The sequence below is a fragment of the Acinetobacter sp. ANC 4558 genome, assembly GCF_002135375.1.
Taxonomy (GTDB): domain Bacteria; phylum Pseudomonadota; class Gammaproteobacteria; order Pseudomonadales; family Moraxellaceae; genus Acinetobacter.
Genome location: NZ_NEGH01000001.1, coordinates 428,093 through 450,562 on the forward strand (window position 1 = coordinate 428,093; position 22,470 = coordinate 450,562).

Sequence of the window (22,470 nt, forward strand, 5' to 3'; positions counted from 1 at the left end):
CTAGGTTTGTTAAATGATTGCTTATTGAACTAAATCAGAGCATTATTTCGTAGCGAAATAATGGACATCATAAAGAAACTCTTTACTAGCATTAACTTTTCACTCGATTTTTAGTAAAATTTGAGAGTCCATATTATTTGTGTAGCTTTGAATAGCTGGAATTCACAAATAATTTTTTAAAAAAGAGGAATTACACCGTGCTAGAAGCTTACCGCCAACACGTTGAAGAACGTGCCGCACTCGGAGTACCACCGAAGCCACTTGATGATGTTCAAACAGCTGCATTGGTTGAATTATTAAAAAATCCACCTGCAGGTGAAGAAGCTTTCTTGGTTGACTTGTTAGAGAACCGTGTTCCAGCGGGTGTTGACCAAGCAGCATATGTAAAAGCTGCTTTCTTAACAGCTGTGGCAAAAGGAGAAACAACATCTCCATTGGTTTCTAAAGAACGTGCGGTTTATTTATTAGGTACTATGCTTGGTGGTTACAACGTAGCGCCTTTAGTAGAACTACTAGAAAATGCAGAGCTTGCTGAGTTAGCTGCTGAAGCTTTGAAAAAAACACTTCTTGTATTTGATGCATTCCATGACGTTGCTGATAAAGCAAAAGCAGGTAATGCACATGCACAAGCAGTTTTACAGTCTTGGGCAAATGCTGAATGGTTTACGTCACGTCGTGATGTTCCGACAGAAATTAAACTCACTGTGTTTAAAGTAACAGGTGAGACAAACACAGATGACTTATCTCCTGCACAAGATGCATGGAGTCGTCCAGATATTCCATTGCATGCAAATGCAATGCTTAAGAATGAACGTGAAGGAATCAATCCTGAAAAACCAGGTGAAGTTGGCCCACTTAACCAAATTAAAATACTCATTGCGAAAGGCAATCAAGTTGCATATGTTGGTGATGTTGTGGGTACAGGTTCATCTCGTAAATCTGCAACGAACTCGGTTCTTTGGTTCTTTGGTGATGATATTCCACATATCCCAAACAAAAAAGATGGTGGTTACTGCTTAGGTTCTAAAATTGCACCAATCTTCTTCAATACCATGGAAGATGCTGGCGCTTTGCCAATCGAAATTGATGTTGCAAACATGAACATGGGCGATGAAATCGTTCTTAATATTAATCATGCGGAAGCGAAAGTTACAGCATCTAAAGATGGTGTACAAATTGCTGAAGCTGAACTTAAAACCCCAGTTCTTCTTGATGAAGTTCGTGCGGGTGGTCGTATTAATCTAATCGTTGGTCGTGGCTTAACAACGAAAGCACGTGAAGAATTAGGTCTTGCACCATCTACATTGTTCCGTGTACCAGTTCAACCTGCTGCAACAGGTAAAGGCTTTACACAAGCACAAAAAATGGTGGGTCGTGCATGTGGTCTTCCAGAAGGTCAAGGTGTACTCCCTGGAACTTACTGTGAACCAAAAATGACGACTGTCGGTTCGCAAGATACGACTGGTCCAATGACACGTGATGAATTGAAAGATTTAGCATGTTTAGGTTTCTCTGCAGACCTCGTCATGCAATCTTTCTGTCATACAGCTGCATATCCAAAACCAGTTGACGTTCAAATGCAACATACGCTTCCTGATTTTATCATGAACCGTGGTGGTGTATCTTTACGTCCAGGTGACGGTATCATTCACTCTTGGTTAAACCGTATGCTTCTTCCAGATACTGTAGGTACTGGTGGTGACTCTCATACTCGTTTCCCAATTGGTATTTCTTTCCCTGCTGGTTCAGGTCTTGTAGCATTCGCAGCTGCGACTGGTGTAATGCCGCTAGATATGCCAGAATCTATTCTTGTTAAATTTAAAGGAAAAATGCAACCAGGCATCACATTACGTGATCTTGTACATGCAATTCCTTATGTTGCAATTCAACAAGGTGATTTAACTGTAGAGAAAAAAGGTAAGAAAAACATTTTCTCTGGTCGTATTTTAGAAATCGACTTAACAGAAATGGAAACTGACTTAACCGTAGAACAAGCATTTGAACTTTCAGATGCATCTGCTGAGCGTTCTGCTGCAGGTTGTTCTATTACACTTTCAGAAGAGAAAGTGTCTGAGTACTTACGTTCTAACATTACAATGTTAAAATGGATGATCTCACAAGGTTATGGCGATGCGCGTACAATGGCTCGTCGTGTTGAGAACATGGAAAAATGGTTGGCAAATCCATCTCTTCTTCAAGCAGATGCAGATGCAGAATATACGAAAGTATATGAAATTGATCTTGCTGATATTAAAGAACCAATTCTTTGCTGTCCGAATGATCCAGATGATGCAAAACTTCTTTCTGATGTTCAAGGTGCGAAAATTGACGAAGTATTCGTTGGTTCTTGTATGACGAATATTGGTCACTTCCGTGCAGCTGGTAAACTTTTAGATAAAGTACCAGGTGGCTCTTTGTCTACTCGTTTATGGTTAGCGCCACCAACGCGTATGGACGAGCACCAGTTAATGGAAGAAGGTTACTATAATATTTATGGTAAAGCTGGTGCGCGTACGGAAATGCCAGGTTGTTCATTATGTATGGGTAACCAAGCACGTGTTGCGCCAAATACGACATGTGTATCTACATCTACACGTAACTTCCCGAACCGTTTAGGTCAAGGTGCCAATGTATATTTAGCATCTGCTGAGCTTGCATCTGTTGCTGCTGTATTAGGTAAATTACCTTCTCCAGAAGAATATCAGCAATATGCTGCACAAATTGATAGCATGTCTGCGGATATTTATCAGTACTTGAATTTCGACCAAATGGGCGAATATACAAATGCTGCGAAAGACATTGATACCAAGAAAATTGCTGCTGCTCAATTGTCTTAATTGATGACGTAGTTGAAAATAAGGGCTGATTTATTCAGCCCTTATTTTTGTGATTTTAAACTGGTACTAAATTAAGAAAATAGACTTTTATATTCAATCGGAAAGTCGTTAAAGTAAGATATCTAAATAATCCTAGATTTTTCTGTCTATGTAGTTTCCTCATCATGTGCAGGCGCTCTTTTTTAGATAATATGATCTGGACAGATTAAAATGATTTCAAACGACTAATTCCAAGATTAAAAGACTCAATCACTTTCTTATTCGAACCATTATTATCGATAGTAACTCTAATTGGGCAAGAATGTTTACAGATTGCATTTTTTAAAAAATCGACGAGTAGCTTACATATTCCAATGTTTCATCAATAAAAAATCTAAGGTTTTCCCTGCCGATCAATGGCACTGCACAAGTAATACTATTATCCTTTGATTTTGATCTAGGTTTCAGTAATATGCCAGAATTACTATACAGGCTTTTTATATCTAAGGGCGATCTTATGGGAAGATGAGTGTAGTTTTGAAAAAGCAAAAATAATGTTTTTAGCGCATATTCAATAGCAGCATGAAGAATTAGAAAATCGAATAAACGTTCAAAAGCAAAAAAATATGCCAAGCCCTAATGCTCATAAATTCATCATTAAATAAAGAAATGTAAATCTTGTGCTTAACACTTATGATTGGAAATAGGACATTTTAAGTGGTTTATCGCATAGACATTACAATTGGCAAATAACTCCATCTAAATTGAACATAGAGGATTAGATACTTTTCTGCTTAAGTTGTTGGCGTGAATACCAAGTATTATACAAATTATGGCATGTCGTCAGAGTTAACAGCTTCAAGAATCGTAAGCCATGTAGAGGATTGCCTAATCAATTTAACTTATCGAAGAATTTGCCTGAAGGTGAAGGTATAGACTGGAACGTAGTGATATCATGAGCATTATAAATAATAATCAACCTAATTTTTTAAGAGGGATAGAAATGCTAAGCTCTATGCCAAATGAATTTTTATTTTTTAATATATACCCAATGAATTTTAAAAAAAATATTACAGTAATCGTTGGAGAGAATGGCGTAGGAAAATCTACTTTACTTGTAACTATCGCTATTAAATTTGGTTGTCCTGCTGAAGGGGGGGCTCGTAATTTTAATTTTAAAACGGAAGATACACACTTCCAATCTGTAGAACATATTAGATTAATTAAATCTGGTAAAAGAATATCTGACTTATTCTTTTATAGATCAGAGGCTTATTATAATTTCCTTACCGAAATGAGAAAATTAGATGCAGAGGAGTTTGGAGGGGCTAAAATAAATTCATATTACGGTGGTAAAGACTTACTTCTCCTATCACATGGAGAGTCGATGAAAGCTTTATATGAACATCGACTTAAACCCAATAGTTTGTATATTTTTGATGAACCAGAAGCTTCTCTTTCCGTTGATAATTTAATTAATTTAATTCGTAAAATTAATCAATTAAGTCTAAAAGGCACTCAATTTATTATTGCAACACACTCCCCATTACTAATGGCAATTCCTGATGCTGATCTTATAGAGTTAGACAAAAAATTCCATAGAAGAATAAAATTATAAGATACGCATGCATATTATATATATAAGAAAATATTAGACTCCAAGGGTGAATTTCTAAAAAGTTTATTAGATTGATTGCTATTTTATTCTTAAATCGTAATTTAAAGAATTAGGGTCTGTTAATATTTGTTATGCAAAAAAATAGCGAAGTCGTAAAATTAAATCGCCAACCCCAATTTCATTATTCACTATGCCTCGTACAATGCTGAATGATCAATACGGGTCTAAGCTGAAATCTATTCTTTCCAATTTCGGTAGATTATTTATTGAAGCCATTCTTTATCGGATTAGAACTGGATGACCTTGGCGTGATTTACCTAACACTTTCGGTAAGCCAAACTCTATTTTTAAGAAGTTTAGTCGATGAAGTAAAGTTAATAAGTTGCTCAAAATATTTAAATTATTGTCTAAATGTGCAGATCTAGAATAGATCTTTATCGATGCGAGTCATGTTAGAGAACATTAACATGCGGTAGGAATCAAAGCGCAATCTATTTCTAAGAGTATCGGTGAGAATAGCTCTAAAATTCATTTAGCTGTGGGTACCAATGAAAATCCTATCGAATTTATCATTGGTGATGGCACCACATCATGATGTGAAAGTTGCTCCTGATTTAATAGATAATTTAGATTTAAGAGAAACAAAAAATGCATGTGTGGATAAGGGCTATGATGCTGATTACTCAGAGCGAAAATTGGAGGTACCCACACCAAAGCAAATAGACCAAAGAAATGTAATTCTAAATCCAGTAATTACCATATGGATTGGTATTTATATAAAATTAGACACTGAGTTGAAAATACATTTGCCTGATTAAAGCATTTCCGAGGGATTACAACTCGATATGACTTAGGTCAATGTGAAATAGATATTCGCAAGAAAACTATTTATACAAAGGATTTAAGTGGCGAGATAAGGATTGGTTATACATTAGCTTGGGAATTTAAAACTGGTCATACATATATGTAAGAGAGCTTTATTGAAAGGCATTAACATCATATATATCACGAGATTATAAAATCTAGAGAAATTACTTAAGATACATTTTTAAATAGAATAAATTTCACACATGTATTTAACTTAGATCTTACATAATGCTTTTATAAAAAAGAGGAACTATGATACTAGATCGAAAACCTATATATCAAATTGGGGATATTGTTAAATTAAATTCAGGAGGTCCTGAGATGGTGATTTTTAAGGCAACAAGTCCAGCAAAACGGCCATTTGATTTTACAGGAAATTATCAATGTCAGTGGTTTGCTGGACAAAAGCTTGAGTCGGCAAAATTTGCTGAAGCAAGTTTAACTTTGATATCACGTAAAATAGATTAGATAACTAAAATTTGATTCAATTGTAGAAATAAAAGAGGAATGGTCTTGAGTAATTCATCTGTTATTGAGTTTCATCACTCATCAAAAAAGTGGTATGCAGCAAAAATCTGAATGATGAATATTAACTAGTTATGATTATTTTTGATAGTTTGGATATCATTTAAATAATATATTATTTTTCCATGTATTTTTACTGAATTAATTTAAAAAATGTTATATAATAACAATTAGATTCAACGCGCTGAATTGTTTCTTCTATTGTTGTATTTTTCGAGACTCATCAAGTTATGCTTGGTGGGTTTTTCTTATGCATAAAAAAGGTTTGCATTGACCCCAACAATGCAAACCTTTGTCCGTTTTTATATCGCGCTGAGTTATTTTTATAGACGGTCATTATAATCATTTTATATAACAAATGGTAAAATACTGAAAATTTTAAAATTAAATACCAAATAAAGTAGTTGGTTTTAAAGTTCATATTTTTTACTATTGATAAGGGGCGATTAAATGGAAATCAATCAATACAAAGCCCTTACTAATAATAAACTACTCAAGCCAAAACCAAGAAATAGACCATTGCCTAAGGCAACTGAGAAATATTTAGAGGCATATGTCGATAAATTATAAATAGCCATGAAAAATACCATCTTTAGGAGGGTATTTTTATCTTGGACAATCTGTTTTTATGTAAAAGCAAATAATGAGCGAATCTCTGGTCGTTCTTGTTGACTTGCAAACCAAACCATACATCATATTGAACCTGAAGATTTAAATTCTGGGGTATATCGTTGTCCACTCATAATGTTCTCTTCTATGCAAAAAGAATAGACGAAATTTGTCTAGGAGAGTGGTGGCAGTCCATTTTATAAATGCTTTAACTAAATCGATATATGTAGGTTAATGATTAGATTAAATCAAAGGTTTTATTATAAAATAATGCATTATTTATCATGTTAAATATTAACTATGTGACTTAATTTGTATAATTTTTCTTTTATGCTACTATTACCAGTAAATGATTACTTAAAATAAAAAATGATCACGAATATCTTTGCTATTTTAGACAAAATAGGATTAGGCACACAGCGTCGTGCATTACATGTTCAATTTTCGAACTCAGAGCTCAATCATCAAGTCCTGTTACAACGTATCGATGGTCAGCATGCCATTAATGAAGGACTGTCTGTAGAATTAATATGCTTATCTAGCAATCCTTATCTTTCTCTTAAGCAATTTATTGGTAGCCAAGTCGCAGTTGATCAAGTCACAGATTCAGGACAACTGTTTAGAACTACAGGGATTATTACCGAAGCAGTTCAAGGTCAATCAGACGGTGCTTTGACCATCTATCGTTTGACCATGCAAGATGCAACTTCACTTTGGCATAAACGACGCAATAGTCGTGTATTTATGAATAAAAGTGCCATCGAAATTGTAGAAATTATCTTTAAAGAATGGCAAGAAAAAAGCCCACTTTTCGCAGCAAGTTTGCAACTTGATTTAACAGGGCTTCAACATCATTATGATATTCGACCATTTTCTATGCAATCCAATGAAAGCGATTATGCCTATATATCCAGACTTCTAAGAGAATCTGGCGTGTCCTGGTTAATTGATGAATCTAATGCAATTGTTGCTAGTCAAAACCAAACGATCGAAGCACAAAAGTTACGTTTGATTGATGACAATGCGCAGTTTTCACCTTTAAGCCGTCGTACCATTCGCTATCATCGCTCCCATGCCACGGAGCAAACGGATAGCATTACCAGCTTTATTGCTCAGCGCCAATTACAACCGACTGCAATACATGTACAGCGTTGGCAAGCCGATGCTTTAGCACAAGAAGAAGGAGCAGGCTCAGTACTAAGCTCCCATCAACACAGTAGCCAACAAGGCAATGAAAGCCTGAGTTTAGAACAGGCTTGGAATATTTCTCCAGCGTGGATCAGTGACTTAAAAGGTGAAGATCAAGCAACAAAATCGAGCAATGCGCAAATTGAAAAACTCAATACGCAGCTAAATCAATATCAAACCTTACAATCTAAATATTTCACGGCACATGGCAGTGTTCGAGATGTGCAAGTGGGGTATTGGTTTCAACTGAATGGTCACCCTGAACTGGATCAAAATCATCGTGGCAGCGATCAAGAATTCTTAATATTAAGCAAACATTTTTATAATCAAAACAATTTACCTAAAGATGTTCAAGAACAACTGGAAAAACTCCTGCAACAAAGCCATTGGACAAGAAGCAAAGACAGTACAGAAGAACGCCAAGCCAATGAACTAACCGTAATACGTCGTAGCATTGATGTTGTTCCAGAATATGACCCACAACAGTATCGTCCCACAGCCTATGTACAACGTGCCAAAGTGGTGGGAATTGATGGTGAAGAAATCCATGTCGATGAATGGGGGCGAATTAAAGTTCGTTTCCTCTTCACCCGAAATGAAGACCATACACATGATGGTGGCGCAGGTTCTAACGACAATGATACTGACTCTGCTTGGGTTGATGTTCTCACTCCTTGGGCAGGTGAAGGTTATGGTGCACGTTTCTTACCGCGTGTTGGTGAGATTGTGGTGATTGATTTCTTTGATGGCAATATTGATCGCCCTTTTGTGACGGGTCGAATCCATGAAGCACATCGACATCCAACTAAATTCGATATAAAAGGACAATTGCCAGATACCAAGAAACTCAGTGGTATTCGCTCTAAAGAAGTGGCTGGGGAAGGCTTTAACCAACTACGTTTTGACGATACGACAGGGCAGATCAGTGCACAGCTCCATAGTAGTCATGGGACCACTCAGCTCAATCTCGGAAATTTAAGCCATCCTAAAGAACAAGCCCAAAGCGATGGACGTGGGGAAGGTTTTGAGCTGAGAACAGATCAATGGGGTGCAGTACGTGCAGGTGATGGTTTATTAATTTCAACCCATCGACAAGATTCAGCCGAAGGAACTCACCTTGATGCCAATCAAGCAAGTAGCCAATTAGAATCTAACCTCAATCAGGCCAAAGCCTTAAGTGAGGTGGCAAAAAACCAACAAACTGATCCTTTAGAAGCGTTGGATGAACTTAAAAACTTTATCGATCAAATTGAACAGCAAGATGAAAAGAAAGCAGCTGCATTTAAACAAGCCTTGATGATTATAGCAGCACCGAACTCAATTGCGGTTTCAAGCCATGAAGATATTCATTTATCTGCCGATAGGCAAATCAGTCAAAGTGCTGGGGATAGCATTAATCTATCCACACAAAAGTCTTTGATTGCGCATGCCCAAAATAAGATCAGCTTATTTGCAGCTCAAGATGGTTTTAGGGCTTATGCTGCGAAGGGCAAAGCTGAAATTCAAGCTCAAACGGATGGTATAGATGTCTTTGCGCGTAAAGGCATACAAATAATTTCAAGGGAAGATACGATAGAAATTATTGCCAAGAAAAAAATAGTACTCAAAGGCGGAGAATCTCAACTGGTGATAGAGGGAGGAGGTATCTTTCCTACTACAGCTAAATTATTTGAGAGTAAAGCAGGGCAACATGTGTTTAAGGGTGGGGAGAAAGTTGCCATGTCCATAAATGCTCTTCCGCAACCGATTTGTATTGAATGCTTTATAAAGGCTGCCAAGGAAGGTTCAGGGATTTTAAGAAGATGATTTTAGATTTACGAAAGTTAGAAGCTTATTTATTCAATAATGATGAAAAAAAAGATTTATTTTGTCTGCTAGATGGTGCACAACTTGAACATGAAAAGAACTTAGATATAGAGCATATTTATGGAAAATGCTTATATATATTCAAAGGCACTTATGAAGAAGAAGCATATAAATATGGACCTATATTATTTGATTTGAGTGTTTCAAACAAGGAACAGCTAGTATCCTTAATAGAATTGATGAATGCAAAAGACTCTATGATTTTCATAAAAAGTAATTTAGACATTAAGATATTAAATAATAAATTACTCGAAAATTTATATCTTAAATTTGAAGATGGTGGAGTAGGAATTTTGAGATTTTACGATCCTCGAGTATTGAAACGTTTTTCACAAATTATGACGGAGGAGCAAAAAGATCAATTTATGGATGGAATAGAAGCAATCTATTTTATGCTTAATAATGTGAGTTATGAGATTTAAAATAATGATGAAATTAGATCAAACACAAATAGATAGCTTAGAAAGTGTAAAAGATAGAAAAGAGCTTTGTGAAAAAATATATAGTTATATCTTAGCTAATAAAGAATCTTTTAAAGAGTACCGAGTTGATTATGCATATCTAAACTCAGAGATTTACTCTAGTTTTGATTTGCTTATTTCACTGTTACTAACTGATAACGAAGTTATTTCACAGCTTATTGTGTGGGATGTAATTATTAGAAAAGATATTCTCCAGGATAAAGAAATACAGAAATTAATATATGGTTCTAATATTAGGGCGAAAGATTTATTGGCAGTCTTAGAATTTAATGAGCTAAGGGATAACTAATATGTGGGGAATACTTTTTCGTGGTGTCTTCGCAGGTGGTGCTAGAACTGTTGCTATTGGAACTGGTGAAGTTATTGTTACACAAGGTGGCAAAAAAATAGCAATAGAAGCGATTAAAGGTATGGCAACTATAGTTCTTGTTAAAGAAGTGAGCAAGGATAAAACAAAGCAAGAACGTTGTAATAAATGTGAACCTTATACATTAGGTAATAAACATTTGATTAAGCGCTCTATGGGTGCTGAAATTAATACTGTATATCAATATAAAATAGCAAATTTATCAAGTTACCCTTTAACTTTTAAAAGTTATACCCCTTATATTGCTGAAGGAAATAAAAAGGCGACGACTCCGATTGAGGAATGGAATGTGGGAGCAACATCCTTTGATGGATTATGGCCAATGGAATGTATTTTGGTTGAAGCAAAAGGTCAATATGCTCAATTTTTGGATTCGAAAAAGCCTGATTTTTTAAAAACTAATGTTTATCGAGATTTGGTATTAGAGGCAACAAGACAAAAGCGAGTCATTATTGGGTATAAAACTGCAAAATTAACATGGTATTTTTATGAAGATATGGCTAGAAATTATTTTATATTACAAGGTGGAGGTATTATCACCTCTATATTTATGCCATTATAAATAGGATTGATTATGCGCGAATTTTTCTTTAGCACACGTTTATATAAGCAATTACCTACGACTGAAATTGCGATTCAAGAACAATTAGAGATTCTAGAAAAATTAGTAAAAAAAATAAGTGGTATAGATCATATTTTTAAAACTTGGTTTGTAAATAATGCTACAAGCTCAAAGCCACCACTAGATTATCCTTTCCCATCGGAATCAGCTTATAAGTATCTTTTTAATCGAAAAAAAGAAGATGAATACAAAGGCTTTTTATTATGGAATGGGGAAGATAAAGTCACTTTTTCTAGTTTAAATTTTGACTCATTTAATATAAGTATGAGTTTTTATAAAGAGCTTACGAATAATCAAGTAATCAAATTATTTAAAATATTCTTGGAATTAGTTAAATTTCAATATATATATCTTAATAATAATTTTTTTGCTGACATAAATATTTTTCCTCATAGACTCAGTACAACATCAATTTGCTATGTTCCAAAAATAATAGATGAAAACCAAATTCCCCATTTATATCAAAAGATTGAAATAAATAATGAGTTAAACCAAGGAATGATTTTAATTTTTGATGAAAATTTGTTTGATGAATCCGACTCCATGAAGAAAAAGATTCAGGAAAATTCTATTGCTTTAGTTGATTTAAACCTTATACCAGAAGCTGAATTAAATTCTGATTTTTTTGAGATTGATGAATAGTTCAAAAGGATAGTATCTTCAAATACACCATAACTTGTTGCAACATGAAATAAGAGTTCGATATTCTCATCAATAGCTTAAACAGAGTAAAATCTGATCTTCAATACACAGTTTTGGTGGTCTGCCTTTAGAAGAAACTTCCATCTTCATTTAATCAATTATTAGAGAAAATGTTGAACGAGATATGCCTGTATAACGCTTAAACTGTGTTTGAGAAAGTTTTTTTGAATCGACGTATTTCATCCATAAATGGTGTTAGCAATGTTGGCCAAGCAGCAAAAAAGCTTAGTTCTGTTGGTGCTAATGAGCATCAAAGTAAGATGGATGCAATTGCTGAAGAAAAATGAAAACAAAGAGAATATCAAAAAGATCCAATGGGTAGATGGCATATTAAAGGTTCAGATTGATTTTACAAGAGAAAATTGTATGAAATTGAAATACCTAATATTAATTAGTTTACTGAGTTTAAGTACAGTTGGAATAGTTTCTTGTACCAAGCAAGTTTCAGTAAGCTCAATATCATCACAATCACAGGAAAGTGATGCTGAAAAAAATTATGATGAAGGGCAAAAATATTTATTAGGTGAAGAAGTTACTCAAGATTATGTTAAAGCCTTTAAACTCATTAAGGAAGCTGCAGATGCAGGATTACCGATAGCCCAAAATAATTTAGGTGCTATTTATATGAATAGTTTAGGTGTTAAGCAGGATAAAGAAAAAGCCTTTTATTGGTTAGAAAAATCTGCAAACCAAAATTTTGCTGAAGCTCAATATAATTTAGGGATTATGTATGATCAGGGATTTTATGTTCAAAAAGATCATGAAAAAGCATTGGAGTTGTTTAAGAAATCTGCGGATCAAAACTTTGCGGCCGCTCAATTTAATTTAGCGAATGCTTATTTACATGGAAATGGTATTGCTAAAGATGAAAAGAAAGCATTGGAATTATATGAAAAATCAGCAGATCAAAACTTTGCTAAGGCTCAATATAATTTGGCCGATATATATTTAGATGGAAGTGATGAGGTCCCTCAAGATGAAAAGGCAGCATTTGAATTATATAAAAAGGCGGCAGAGCAAAACCTTCCTGAAGCACAATATAATTTAGGTTTAATGTATGAAAGAGGGCTTAATGCTAATGCTAGATATTGGTATTCAAAATCATTAGAAAATGGAATATCTCAGGCAGAAGAAGCACTGAAAAGATTAAATGAATAAGAAGCATATAAAAAATTAAAAATAAGTAATGAATTATATATTGGGCTTGAGAGAGTTTATTTGATTTTAACAAAATGTTGCCCTCATTAATGAGGGTACCAAATTTCAAAACATTAGATTTGGTGATATAATTAGGTTTAAAACGACATTAAAACAAAAATTAGGGAATTTTCTAATTCACCTGTTTCGTCAATTAAATTTAAGCTATTGATTTTAAAAATAAAAAAGCCCCATGGTTAGGGGCTAGTCGTATCACTCACGTAATACTCATATAAGGCTCATCTCATACTATGTTTATTAAAACATAAATTGATGAATAAAGATAATAAAAGTATTTAGTCTATTCATTAAATTAAAAAGAATATTCTAGAATATTACCAATAACCTAGAAATTTCCACCAAATTCCACCTAAGAATATAAAGATTAAAATATTGACGACACTCATCACAAAACCAGCTTTCCACCATTCACCTAAGGTTGTAAATCCTGATCCAAAGACAATAGGTGAGGTACCGGTTGCATAGTGTGTTAAGGTCATCATAATACTTGATGCTGCAGCCATCATTAATGCAAAATACATTGGTGGGGCGCCAACTGCAATACCGGCAATATAAAAGGCAGAGAACATTGCGGTAATATGTGCTGTAGTACTGGCAAATATATAATGTGCATACATATAAGCTAAAAGTAGTAGTAAACTTGCAGGAATCCAACTTAAGCCTATATGGCTAATTCCTGTTTGTAATACAGTAGAAAACCAAGCAATTAAACCAAGTTTATTTAAAAAAGTGGCCATCATCACTAAGGCTGCAAACCATGTGACAGTATCCCAAGCACTTTTTTGCGTAAGCACATCATCCCATGTTAAAACACCTGTTAATAACAGTAATGATAAACCAATAAATGCTGTCGTTGTAGGATCTAAAGACCATAAATCACCTAAGAGCATTGCAGGAATACCTGCCCACAAAAGTAATAAAATCCCAAATACACAAAGCATAATAAGTTCATGCAATGTAATCGGTCCCATTTCTTTCAATCGTTGCTTAGCAAATTTAGAAGCATCTGGCGTCTTTTTAATTTCAGGAGGGTACATGAAATATAAAATAATAGGCATAACTGCTAAAGCAACAATTCCAGGTAAAACCATGGCAAGTGCCCAAGTCGTCCAACTTAAATGAATTTCACTATGTGTAGCTTTTGCAATTAAATCGACAATCAGTGGATTCGGAGCAGTTGCCGTAATGAACATGACAGATGTAATTGGGTTCGAATGGTAATTGACCAGAGCTAAATATTTACCAATTTTCCCTTCTGTGCCTTTTTCAGGGTCTGAATCAAAACTTGCTGCCATTGATCGAACAATCGGGTGAATAATACCACCACCACGTGCCGTATTACTTGGTGTAACTGGTGCTAAAATAAGCTCAGACAGTGCAAGGCTATAACCAATGCCGATTGTGCGTCGGCCCCAAACAGCGATAAAGTAATAGCCTAAGCGAGCCCCTAATCCAGTTTTTTGCAATCCTTTGGAAATCATAATAGATATACCAATTAACCAAATCAAAGGATTTGAAAAGCCACTTAAGGCATCTTTAATGGCTTCGCTAGGAGAGTCAGATGTTACTCGGGTAATGGCAACAAGCGCAATTGCAATGATGGAAATTGCACCAATTGGTAAAGCTTTACCAATTATGGCGGCAATGACACCTAAGAACATGGCAAAAAGCAACCATGCATTTGGAGTTACACCGTGAGGAATGGGAATAATAAACCAAATCACACATGCAAGGCCGACTGAAATTAAAGTGGGTATGAGTTTAAATCCCATTGAGGATACTCCAGAATACATAATTATTATCATGTAATATTTTGATAAATATATGTAATATTGTTGAAATTAATTTTTTTTAAATCATTTTTTTACGGCTACATCATATGATTAAATCCAGTAAAAATCATATATTTTTTTAGTTAATTTTATAAACAACCTTAATTTTTATTCATATAAAATATTAAGTAATAAATGAATTTTTTAAGTAAATTTGTAAATACTCAAGATTTCTTGATGTTTTTGAGAGGAATATAAAAACTAAATATGAAGAGAAATTTTGTGTTTTTCAGTAAATTAAGATGAACGACATATTAAAATATTATGTGAAATTTATTCTAAATGAAAAAAGAGGTGAACTTAGAATATTGAGTAAATTCAGTTGTGAAATTGTTTGGATTCAAAATTTTAAATTATTATAGTTATGCAGATACAGTTAAGATTCAAAACATTACATGATCTTCAATGTTTTAAGTCATTTTTTTTATATATTCTATAACGAAATTGCATAGTTCTGCTAAAATTGAGAGAATTAAGTAATCTGTAAAGATGCTTTACCACATTGGATAGGACGATAAGTTGAACGCTGAAAATAAGCCAAAATTGATCAATTTTCAAGAAGTTGCTTTGGCAACTTTAAGTATTGAAGAACATGCGATAAGAGTTTTGGCCAATCAAATTGATGATCGTTTTACCCAAGCATGCGAAATTATTTTGCAATGTAAAGGGCGTTTAGTGGTCACGGGTATGGGAAAATCAGGTCATATTGGTCGTAAAATGGCTGCTACTTTTGCCTCTACAGGAACGCCTTCATTTTTTATGCATCCAGGTGAAGCTGGGCATGGTGATTTGGGAATGTTGGTGCGTGGTGATGTATTAATTGCGATTTCTAATTCAGGCAAAAGCGATGAAATTATGATGCTTATGCCACTGATTAAACATTTGGGCGTTCCACTGATTACGATTAGTCGAGATGACACAGGACCGATGCCACAAAGTTCAGATGTTGCATTAACTTTAGGGGATGTAGAAGAAGCATGTCCATTAGGTTTGGCTCCAACTTCGAGTACAACTGCAACCTTAGCTTTGGGTGATGCACTTGCTGTAGCACTTCTTGAAGCACGTGGATTTACTGCGGATGATTTTGCGAGATCACATCCTGCGGGTGCACTTGGTAAGCGTTTACTTCTTCAAGTTAAGCACTTAATGCACACAGGTGACGAACTTCCTAAAGTTTCACCAAATACACCGATGAATAAAGTATTGTATGAAATTTCAAATAAGCGTTTAGGTTTAACAACGGTAGTTGATGAAAATAATACATTATTGGGTATTTTTACCGATGGTGATTTACGACGTTTAATTGATAAACAACAAGGCTTTGATGTCAATTTAAATGTTTCTGAAGTAATGACAAAAAAACCGTCTACAATTTCTGAAGAAGCAAAAGCTGTAAAAGCATTAGAAGCATTACGAGATAAAAAAATTAACCAATTTATTGTAGTGAATGATGCTCAACAAGTAATTGGTGTAATTAGTATGCATGACTTAATTCAGGCAGGAGTGAATTAAATGGCATCTTATATTTTGTTAGAACAAGCACGTCATATTGAAGCTTTAGTTTTAGATGTAGATGGAATATTAAGTGATGGTTTTGTGACATTAACCAATTCTGGTGATGAAATTAAATCATTTGATATTCGTGATGGTTTAGGTATGAAGCTTGTACAGCAAGCAGGTGTTAAAGTTATTATTATTACAGGTCGTAAAAGTCATATTGTTGAAAAGCGGATGTCGGATCTGGGCGTAGACTTGGTGTTTCAAGGGCGTGAAGATAAAGGTATTGCATTAAAGGAAGCCTGTGCTCAATTCAATCTCTCTCCTGAGGATTGTTTATATATGGGGGATGATTGGCCTGACTTATCCGCTTTTGCGATTGCAGGAATGAAAGTTACGGTACCAAATGGTCATATTGAAGTACGTCGTCGTGCAGATTTAGTTACACAAGCAATGGGTGGGCGAGGTGCTGTGCGTGAAATTTGCGATATGATCTTAATGGCAAAAGGCGTATACTCAAATTTACTTGAACAATATGTCGCAATCCCTAAATAATGTTATATAGAATCGAAAGTTTGAGTTAAATAAGCCGCTATGGATACAAAAAACTTATATATTACGGCATTGATAGTAGGCGCTTTGAGTGCTGGATATTATTATTACAGTGGTAAAAGTAAAAAACTCGATGTTGATTCTGCGAGAAATGTAACGTATGTTGCTGAAAAAATTAATTTAACTCAAACGAACGAAAAAGGTCAGGTATACATTCAGGCTCAAGCAGATCGTCTTGTACAAGATGAATCTAAAGGCACATCACAGTTAGATAATTTCCACGCACAAAGCTATCAAAATGGCGTCATGGATGGTACTTTTTATGCAAAAGTTGCCTATGGCTATGATGATAATCAGCGTGTCGTATTATCTGATCAGGTGTTGGTGACACGCTTGTTACCAAATGGAAAAATGACTTTAACCACGACGGAACTTACGGGATTTCCTGAAACAAAAGAAATTGAAACAGATAAGCAGGTTGTCATTGATAGCCCGCAATCTAAATTAATTAGTCAAGGATTAAAGGCTAATTTAGAAAACGGTCAGTACGAGTTTTTTTCTGTTAGAGGCACATATGAACCATAAGACTAAGCTTACACATATGAATATGTTTTTGAAGCAAACCTTAGTTGTAGGCTTGGCATCCATAATTACCAATGTGGCTTTTGCATTACCATCAGATCGTCAGCAGCCTATTCAATTGGTTGCAGATAAAGCAACATATAATGAAAAAACAGGTGTGAATACCTATACGGGTAATGTCATTGTTGATCAAGGAACAATGCGTTTACAAGCAAATGCCATTGTTGCCAATTTTAATGAGAAAAAAGATATTACTACGATTACCGCAAATGGTAGTCCTGCAAAGTTTCAACAAAAAATGGATGTAAATAAAGGTTTTGCAAAAGGGCAAGCCCAAAAAATTGTTTATAATGCGCAAACTGGTATTATTACTTTAACTGGAAATGCTTATCTTGAACAAGATGGATCAAGCATTAAAGGTGCTGTATTACGTTATAGTATGAATAAAGGTGATATTGAAGCACTTGGTTCATCGAGTGAAGCGGGTACATCTAAAGGACGGGTTGAAATTGTGATTCCACCATCAAGTCAAAAATCCTTCCCAGGAGCTCGTGATTAATGGAAAATCAAGTTAATTCGGCTCAAGTCTTATGTATTAAGCATATTGCAAAAAACTATAATAAACGCTGGGTGGTTAAAGATGTATCATTCACTATGAAAAGTGGTGAAATTGTAGGGTTATTAGGACCTAATGGTGCAGGAAAAACAACCAGCTTTTATATGGTTGTCGGTTTGGTGCGGATGGATAAGGGGGAGATTCATCTTGATGGTCTAGATCTGTCCAATTTAGCAATGCATGAACGTGCACGACAAGGGATTGGCTATTTACCACAAGAAGCATCTATTTTTAGAAAATTGTCGATTGCAGACAATATTATGGCTATTCTTGAAACGCGCAAAGATTTGAATAAGCAACAACGCCATGAACGTTTAAATGAATTATTAAGTGATTTTAAAATTACTCATATTCGAGATTCTTTAGGAATGAGTGTTTCTGGTGGTGAGCGTCGTCGTGCTGAAATTGCTCGAGCATTGGCTGCAAATCCTAAATTCATGTTGTTAGATGAACCGTTTGCAGGTGTCGATCCAATTTCTGTAGGCGATATTAAAGATATTATTATTGATTTAAAAAATCGTGGTATTGGTGTTTTAATTACAGATCATAATGTACGTGAAACATTAACCATTTGTGAGCGTGCTTATATTGTCAGTGAAGGCTCTGTGATTGCTGAAGGTGCACCTACTGATATTCTGAATAATGAAATGGTTAGACAAGTGTATTTAGGTGAAGATTTCGTCGTTTAAAATTTTTATTGTTCAACTATTTTATTTGAATATCAAAAGTCTCTTATTAGGGGCTTTTTTTAATGGCAGATTTAAAGAGATTTTTATATGAGGTCTAAATTCTAATTAAATTCAGGTTATGATGTTAGGTGAATAATTTTGTCTATGATGTTGGTATGCCTTTTACAATTTCAACCTTAGTGAGTTTTGAAGAAGAAATAAAAAAAAGTCGATTTCAAGCGATTGCTGTGCCTGTTGAAAATGAACAAGCTGTAAAAGATTTTCTAGAAGCATATAAAGATATGAGTACGACTCACCAATGCTGGGCGTGGAAAATTGGGAATCAACTTCGATTTAATGATGATGGTGAGCCTTCTGGAACAGCAGGTAGGCCAATTTTAGCGACCATAGAAGGGAATGAGCTCACTAATGTTTTAGTCTTGGTCAATCGTTGGTATGGTGGTGTTAAATTAGGAACAGGTGGTCTTGTTCGTGCGTATGGGGGATGTGCTGGAAAATGCTTGCTCTTAGCAGAAAAAATAGAATTAATTGAAAAGAAACAAGTGGCTTTTTCATGTCTGTTTAATGAATGGGCTATTTTTCAATATGAGTTGAACCAACAAAAAATTGAATATCTTGAAGAATATACAGCAGATGGTGTAAATATTTTAGCATGGCTACAACTCGATCAGATTGCATCAATCTCGCTTAAAATTCGAGATATGACCAGAGGGCGTGTGAGTTTAAAGGTGCTGGATGAAGAGGTTAAACCATGAGTGAAGATTCATTATTAAAATATAGAGAACAGCATAAACATCGATTGAATTATATGCCATGGTTATATTGGTCACTTAAGCCGAAAAATCGGAATTGGGCAGAACAATGGCAACAAGAATATCAAGCATATTTAATGGAAATGGAAACTGTTGAAATTGGGAAAAATTGTTTTATTTCTCCTTTAGCACATATTTTTGCAGAACCTGGTCGTAAAATTATTATTGGCGATAATACTTTTATTGCGGCAGATTGTACGCTTCATGGTCCTTTAAATATTGGTCATGAGGTTGCGATTAATCATCATTGTATTTTAGATGGCGGGCGCGCAGGAATTAAATTAGGAAACCAAGTTCGTATTGCTGCATATAGTCATTTATATGCATTTGATCATGGCATAGATTTAGCTCAACCCATTTATCAACAAGCAGTACGTTCTCAAGGAATAGAAATTGGCAATGATGTCTGGCTGGGTGCGCATGTGGGGATTAAAGATGGCGTTAAAATTGCAGATCAGGCAGTTGTTGGAATGAACAGTATGGTCACCAAAGATATTGCTCAGAAAGAAATTGTTGCAGGGAATCCAGCAAAATTTATCCGGTTACGCGCTTAAATTGTGATTGAAGTATTTTTAATGTTTCAATAGAAATTACAAAAGAGCTGCATGTGCAGCTCTTTTCTTAGAGAATTATTTAAATTTTTTCTTTAGAAATCAGCTTTTAAAACGATACGATATCGTGCTTTTCCTGAGTGGAGTCGTTCAAGCGCATCATTTATTTTTGACATTGGATATAATTCAATTTGTGGTGCAATATTTTTGCGTGCTGCAAATTGCAATAATTGACGTAAAGCAAAAGGCGATCCAGTTGGTGAACCAGAAACGGACTTGGCTCCTCCAATGAGTGAAACGGTTGGAATAGCTAATGGCTCTAATACAACACCGACCATATGCATTGTTCCATTTGGTGCCAAAGTACCTAAATATGCATTCCAATCGAGCGTGACATTGACCGTGCATAAAATTAAATCAAATTTACCTGCGTGTTCTTTAAGCACTGAACTATTACGACTATTGACAACATGATCTGCCCCCATTGCTTTGAGTTCATCTGTTTTGTCAAGACTAGAAGTAAATGCAGTAATTTCACAACCCCATGCTTTAAGCAATTTAATGGCAATATGACCTAAACCACCAATTCCAATCACACCAACATGATGTACTGCTTGAATTTGATGTTTGACAATGGGATCAAATACTGTAATTCCACCACAAAGAAGTGGACCTGCACTTTCAGGGTCTAAATTCTCAGGTAATGGAATAATCCATTGCCAATCTGCACGAACTTTATCGGCAAAACCGCCTGCATGCCCGATAATCGTTGATTGCTTCTGACCTGTACATAAAACTTGTTGTCCACTAATGCACGAATCACAATATTGGCAGCTTTCTGCTGTCCAGCCAATTCCTACACGTTGTCCGATTTTTAAACCTTTTGCTTCAGAACCTAATTGAGAGATTGTTCCAATGATTTCATGTCCAGCTACGACTGGATAAACGGAAATACCCCATTCATTGTTAATCACCGATGCATCAGAATGGCAAAGACCACAGTATTCAACGTTGACTTCAACCTGATGTGGATGTAATTCACCTGCATCAAATTCATATGGGACTAGAGGCGCACCAGCTTCGAGTGCCGCATAGGCATGAACTATATTATCAGTCATTTTTTAATCCTTATGTGGACATTGAAGAAATATCAAGATTAAGCGTAGGTAGATGTTCACTTAAAAGTATGAGATTAGAGATGTCTTGGAAAGACTTTTATAAATCTTTCCATGTGAAGTATAACAGATGATTTTTACCATAATAATGATGTTCTAGTCTGTATATATTGAATTTCAATATTACAAATCGACACGATTGAGTTAGAGAGATGTTATTCTAAAATATTGCACATGGAATACATTAATTGTCTTTTTAATACAGTTTTTTGATTTTGATGATATGTTTTCAATTAAAAAATAACATAAATAACCTATTACTAGATGAAATTTACTGAACTTATATGCTAGTTTTAAGAAAAGGTATAACCAAAAATATATAAACTTTGGAGGCTACTATGAAACGGGTAATTGCTTGTATTGATTCATCTCCATGCACACATGCTTTAGCCGATGCTGCGGCATGGATTGCGAAAAAAACACATAGAGAGCTCGTATTATTACAAATTTTAGATTATTACCCTGCAAGTTACCATTTGGGAGAAATTAGTGGTGTTATTGGCTTTGAAAGCAATGCCATGTTGCTTAAGGAGTTGGCTGAGTTAGAACAAAAACAAAGTGATATTGCTTTAGAATATAGCAATAATCTACTTAATTATATTTCAGAAATAATTACAGAGAAACATGGTATAGAGGTTTCACATTTACAAGAAAAAGGTGATTTTTTAGAGCAAAGTTTTTCGTTACTGAGAGAAGATGACATTGCCGTTCTTGGTCGTGTTGGGGAGCGATCAGCTGAAAAAAATAAAACATTAGGTAGTAATGTTGAAAATTTTATTCGTGGTGCAAACTGTACCATTATGACGGTGGGTGAGACATTTAAACCGCCAACACGATTCATTTTTGCCTATGAGTTTTCACCCACGTGTACAAAAATGGTCAAACGAATTGCACAGAGTGATTTACTGCGATTATTACAATGCCATTTACTGTATGTTGGTGATCATCCTGAAATTTTAGAAGAGCCAGCATCCTATTTAGTTGAGGCAGGATTAGATGTTGTAACTGAATATCGATATGGAGATGTGGCAGAAAACATTTTGGAATATCAAAAGGAACATGGGATTCAACTTATTGTTATGGGTGCATTTAGTCACAGTAAAATTCATCAATTTTTCTTGGGAAGTATCACAACATCGATTTTTAGAAATGTCGAAATTCCATTATTGGTGACGAAGTAGCTGAATATTTCGATATGATATGTTAAAAAACAATCTATTAGATCAATAGAGTTATCCGCATTATTTGTGGATAACTCTATGGACACTATTTATATCTATATGA

At 34.9% G+C, this 22,470-nt stretch carries 19 protein-coding genes and 1 pseudogene; 18 read left to right on the plus strand and 2 right to left on the minus strand.

The window, feature by feature from the left end; genetic code table 11:
* Positions 1-197: 197 nt before the first annotated feature.
* The 10 genes and pseudogenes from B9T31_RS02025 (at position 198) to B9T31_RS02075 (ending at position 12,820) form a co-directional block, all read left to right on the plus strand.
* Positions 198-2,837 (plus strand): bifunctional aconitate hydratase 2/2-methylisocitrate dehydratase, encoded by a 2,640-nt coding sequence (locus B9T31_RS02025; RefSeq protein WP_086180289.1) that lies wholly within the window; start codon positions 198-200, stop codon positions 2,835-2,837.
* A 934-nt stretch (positions 2,838-3,771) separates the two neighbouring features.
* Positions 3,772-4,434 carry an AAA family ATPase gene (locus B9T31_RS02035; protein WP_228145967.1) on the plus strand — a complete coding sequence of 221 codons (663 nt, stop codon included), beginning with the start codon at positions 3,772-3,774 and terminating at the stop codon, positions 4,432-4,434.
* Between the two features lie 190 nt (positions 4,435-4,624).
* Positions 4,625-5,224, plus strand: a pseudogene (locus B9T31_RS17955) (IS5 family transposase); the annotation flags it as partial.
* 329 nt (positions 5,225-5,553) lie between these two features.
* Complete coding sequence (locus B9T31_RS02045; protein WP_086180290.1) at positions 5,554-5,769, plus strand: YodC family protein; 216 nt, start codon at positions 5,554-5,556, stop codon at positions 5,767-5,769.
* Between the two features lie 1,035 nt (positions 5,770-6,804).
* The gene (locus tag B9T31_RS02050; RefSeq protein WP_086180291.1) at positions 6,805-9,429 is read left to right on the plus strand and encodes a type VI secretion system Vgr family protein; all 2,625 of its coding nucleotides are present in this window, start codon (positions 6,805-6,807) and stop codon (positions 9,427-9,429) included.
* Positions 9,426-9,911 (plus strand): DUF4123 domain-containing protein, encoded by a 486-nt coding sequence (locus tag B9T31_RS02055; protein ID WP_086180292.1) that lies wholly within the window; start codon positions 9,426-9,428, stop codon positions 9,909-9,911. Before B9T31_RS02050 ends, B9T31_RS02055 begins: the two co-directional genes overlap by 4 nt.
* Positions 9,912-9,915: 4 nt before the next feature.
* Complete coding sequence (locus B9T31_RS02060) at positions 9,916-10,260, plus strand: hypothetical protein (protein ID WP_086180386.1); 345 nt, start codon at positions 9,916-9,918, stop codon at positions 10,258-10,260.
* Position 10,261: 1 nt separating this feature from the next.
* The gene (locus tag B9T31_RS02065) at positions 10,262-10,900 is read left to right on the plus strand and encodes a Tox-REase-5 domain-containing protein (RefSeq protein ID WP_086180293.1); all 639 of its coding nucleotides are present in this window, start codon (positions 10,262-10,264) and stop codon (positions 10,898-10,900) included.
* Positions 10,901-10,912: 12 nt separating this feature from the next.
* Positions 10,913-11,602: a hypothetical protein gene (locus B9T31_RS02070; RefSeq protein ID WP_086180294.1), complete on the plus strand. Its 690-nt coding sequence runs from the start codon at positions 10,913-10,915 to the stop codon at positions 11,600-11,602.
* Positions 11,603-11,863: 261 nt separating this feature from the next.
* Entirely contained in the window at positions 11,864-12,820 is a 957-nt protein-coding gene (locus tag B9T31_RS02075; RefSeq protein ID WP_322853494.1) for a tetratricopeptide repeat protein, read from the plus strand.
* Positions 12,821-13,194: 374 nt separating this feature from the next.
* On the opposite strand, the gene B9T31_RS02080 is transcribed toward B9T31_RS02075, so the two are convergent.
* Positions 13,195-14,652, minus strand: coding sequence for a DASS family sodium-coupled anion symporter (locus tag B9T31_RS02080; RefSeq protein WP_086180295.1), 1,458 nt, complete (start codon positions 14,650-14,652; stop codon positions 13,195-13,197).
* Between the two features lie 603 nt (positions 14,653-15,255).
* Here B9T31_RS02080 and B9T31_RS02085 point away from each other — a divergent pair.
* The 7 genes from B9T31_RS02085 to B9T31_RS02115 all read left to right on the plus strand — a co-directional run bounded on the left by B9T31_RS02085 (position 15,256) and on the right by B9T31_RS02115 (position 20,014).
* Positions 15,256-16,224, plus strand: coding sequence for a KpsF/GutQ family sugar-phosphate isomerase (locus tag B9T31_RS02085; RefSeq protein WP_228145971.1), 969 nt, complete (start codon positions 15,256-15,258; stop codon positions 16,222-16,224).
* The gene (locus tag B9T31_RS02090) at positions 16,225-16,764 is read left to right on the plus strand and encodes a KdsC family phosphatase (RefSeq protein WP_086180297.1); all 540 of its coding nucleotides are present in this window, start codon (positions 16,225-16,227) and stop codon (positions 16,762-16,764) included.
* Between the two features lie 39 nt (positions 16,765-16,803).
* The gene (gene lptC, locus B9T31_RS02095; RefSeq protein WP_086180298.1) at positions 16,804-17,346 is read left to right on the plus strand and encodes an LPS export ABC transporter periplasmic protein LptC; all 543 of its coding nucleotides are present in this window, start codon (positions 16,804-16,806) and stop codon (positions 17,344-17,346) included.
* A complete protein-coding gene (gene lptA / locus B9T31_RS02100; RefSeq protein WP_086180299.1) occupies positions 17,336-17,902 on the plus strand; it encodes a lipopolysaccharide transport periplasmic protein LptA in 567 nt (188 codons plus the stop codon). The genes lptC and lptA overlap by 11 nt, the downstream gene beginning before the upstream one ends.
* Positions 17,902-18,648 (plus strand): LPS export ABC transporter ATP-binding protein, encoded by a 747-nt coding sequence (gene lptB / locus B9T31_RS02105; RefSeq protein WP_086180300.1) that lies wholly within the window; start codon positions 17,902-17,904, stop codon positions 18,646-18,648. The genes lptA and lptB overlap by 1 nt, the downstream gene beginning before the upstream one ends.
* A 155-nt stretch (positions 18,649-18,803) precedes the next feature.
* On the plus strand, positions 18,804-19,403 hold the full coding sequence (locus B9T31_RS02110; RefSeq protein WP_086180388.1) for an IMPACT family protein: 600 nt from the start codon (positions 18,804-18,806) through the stop codon (positions 19,401-19,403).
* Positions 19,400-20,014, plus strand: a complete 615-nt coding sequence (locus B9T31_RS02115) for an acyltransferase (RefSeq protein WP_086180301.1) — start codon at positions 19,400-19,402, stop codon at positions 20,012-20,014. The genes B9T31_RS02110 and B9T31_RS02115 overlap by 4 nt, the downstream gene beginning before the upstream one ends.
* 92 nt (positions 20,015-20,106) lie before the next feature.
* Here the strand turns inward: B9T31_RS02115 and ahr are convergent, their stop codons facing one another.
* Positions 20,107-21,129: an NADPH-dependent aldehyde reductase Ahr gene (gene ahr, locus B9T31_RS02120; protein ID WP_086180302.1), complete on the minus strand. Its 1,023-nt coding sequence runs from the start codon at positions 21,127-21,129 to the stop codon at positions 20,107-20,109.
* Between the two features lie 395 nt (positions 21,130-21,524).
* Here ahr and B9T31_RS02125 point away from each other — a divergent pair, with 395 nt between their 5' ends.
* Complete coding sequence (locus tag B9T31_RS02125; RefSeq protein WP_086180303.1) at positions 21,525-22,367, plus strand: universal stress protein; 843 nt, start codon at positions 21,525-21,527, stop codon at positions 22,365-22,367.
* Positions 22,368-22,470: the final 103 nt, after the last annotated feature.

What these genes read in the sequence shown, in the direction of transcription:
- B9T31_RS02115 (WP_086180301.1), top strand. Translation starts at nt 19,400, where the DNA reads ATGAGTGAAGATTCATTATTAAAATATAGAGAACAGCATAAACATCGA.
- B9T31_RS02090 (WP_086180297.1), top strand. Translation starts at nt 16,225, where the DNA reads ATGGCATCTTATATTTTGTTAGAACAAGCACGTCATATTGAAGCTTTA.
- B9T31_RS02065 (WP_086180293.1), top strand. Translation starts at nt 10,262, where the DNA reads ATGTGGGGAATACTTTTTCGTGGTGTCTTCGCAGGTGGTGCTAGAACT.
- lptA (WP_086180299.1), top strand. Translation starts at nt 17,336, where the DNA reads ATGAACCATAAGACTAAGCTTACACATATGAATATGTTTTTGAAGCAA.
- ahr (WP_086180302.1), bottom strand. Translation starts at nt 21,129, where the DNA reads ATGACTGATAATATAGTTCATGCCTATGCGGCACTCGAAGCTGGTGCG.
- B9T31_RS02035 (WP_228145967.1), top strand. Translation starts at nt 3,772, where the DNA reads ATGAGCATTATAAATAATAATCAACCTAATTTTTTAAGAGGGATAGAA.
- B9T31_RS02045 (WP_086180290.1), top strand. Translation starts at nt 5,554, where the DNA reads ATGATACTAGATCGAAAACCTATATATCAAATTGGGGATATTGTTAAA.
- B9T31_RS02070 (WP_086180294.1), top strand. Translation starts at nt 10,913, where the DNA reads ATGCGCGAATTTTTCTTTAGCACACGTTTATATAAGCAATTACCTACG.
- lptB (WP_086180300.1), top strand. Translation starts at nt 17,902, where the DNA reads ATGGAAAATCAAGTTAATTCGGCTCAAGTCTTATGTATTAAGCATATT.
- B9T31_RS02110 (WP_086180388.1), top strand. Translation starts at nt 18,804, where the DNA reads ATGCCTTTTACAATTTCAACCTTAGTGAGTTTTGAAGAAGAAATAAAA.
- B9T31_RS02075 (WP_322853494.1), top strand. Translation starts at nt 11,864, where the DNA reads ATGTTGGCCAAGCAGCAAAAAAGCTTAGTTCTGTTGGTGCTAATGAGC.
- B9T31_RS02055 (WP_086180292.1), top strand. Translation starts at nt 9,426, where the DNA reads ATGATTTTAGATTTACGAAAGTTAGAAGCTTATTTATTCAATAATGAT.
- lptC (WP_086180298.1), top strand. Translation starts at nt 16,804, where the DNA reads ATGGATACAAAAAACTTATATATTACGGCATTGATAGTAGGCGCTTTG.
- B9T31_RS02125 (WP_086180303.1), top strand. Translation starts at nt 21,525, where the DNA reads ATGAAACGGGTAATTGCTTGTATTGATTCATCTCCATGCACACATGCT.
- B9T31_RS02080 (WP_086180295.1), bottom strand. Translation starts at nt 14,652, where the DNA reads ATGGGATTTAAACTCATACCCACTTTAATTTCAGTCGGCCTTGCATGT.
- B9T31_RS02060 (WP_086180386.1), top strand. Translation starts at nt 9,916, where the DNA reads ATGATGAAATTAGATCAAACACAAATAGATAGCTTAGAAAGTGTAAAA.
- B9T31_RS02050 (WP_086180291.1), top strand. Translation starts at nt 6,805, where the DNA reads ATGATCACGAATATCTTTGCTATTTTAGACAAAATAGGATTAGGCACA.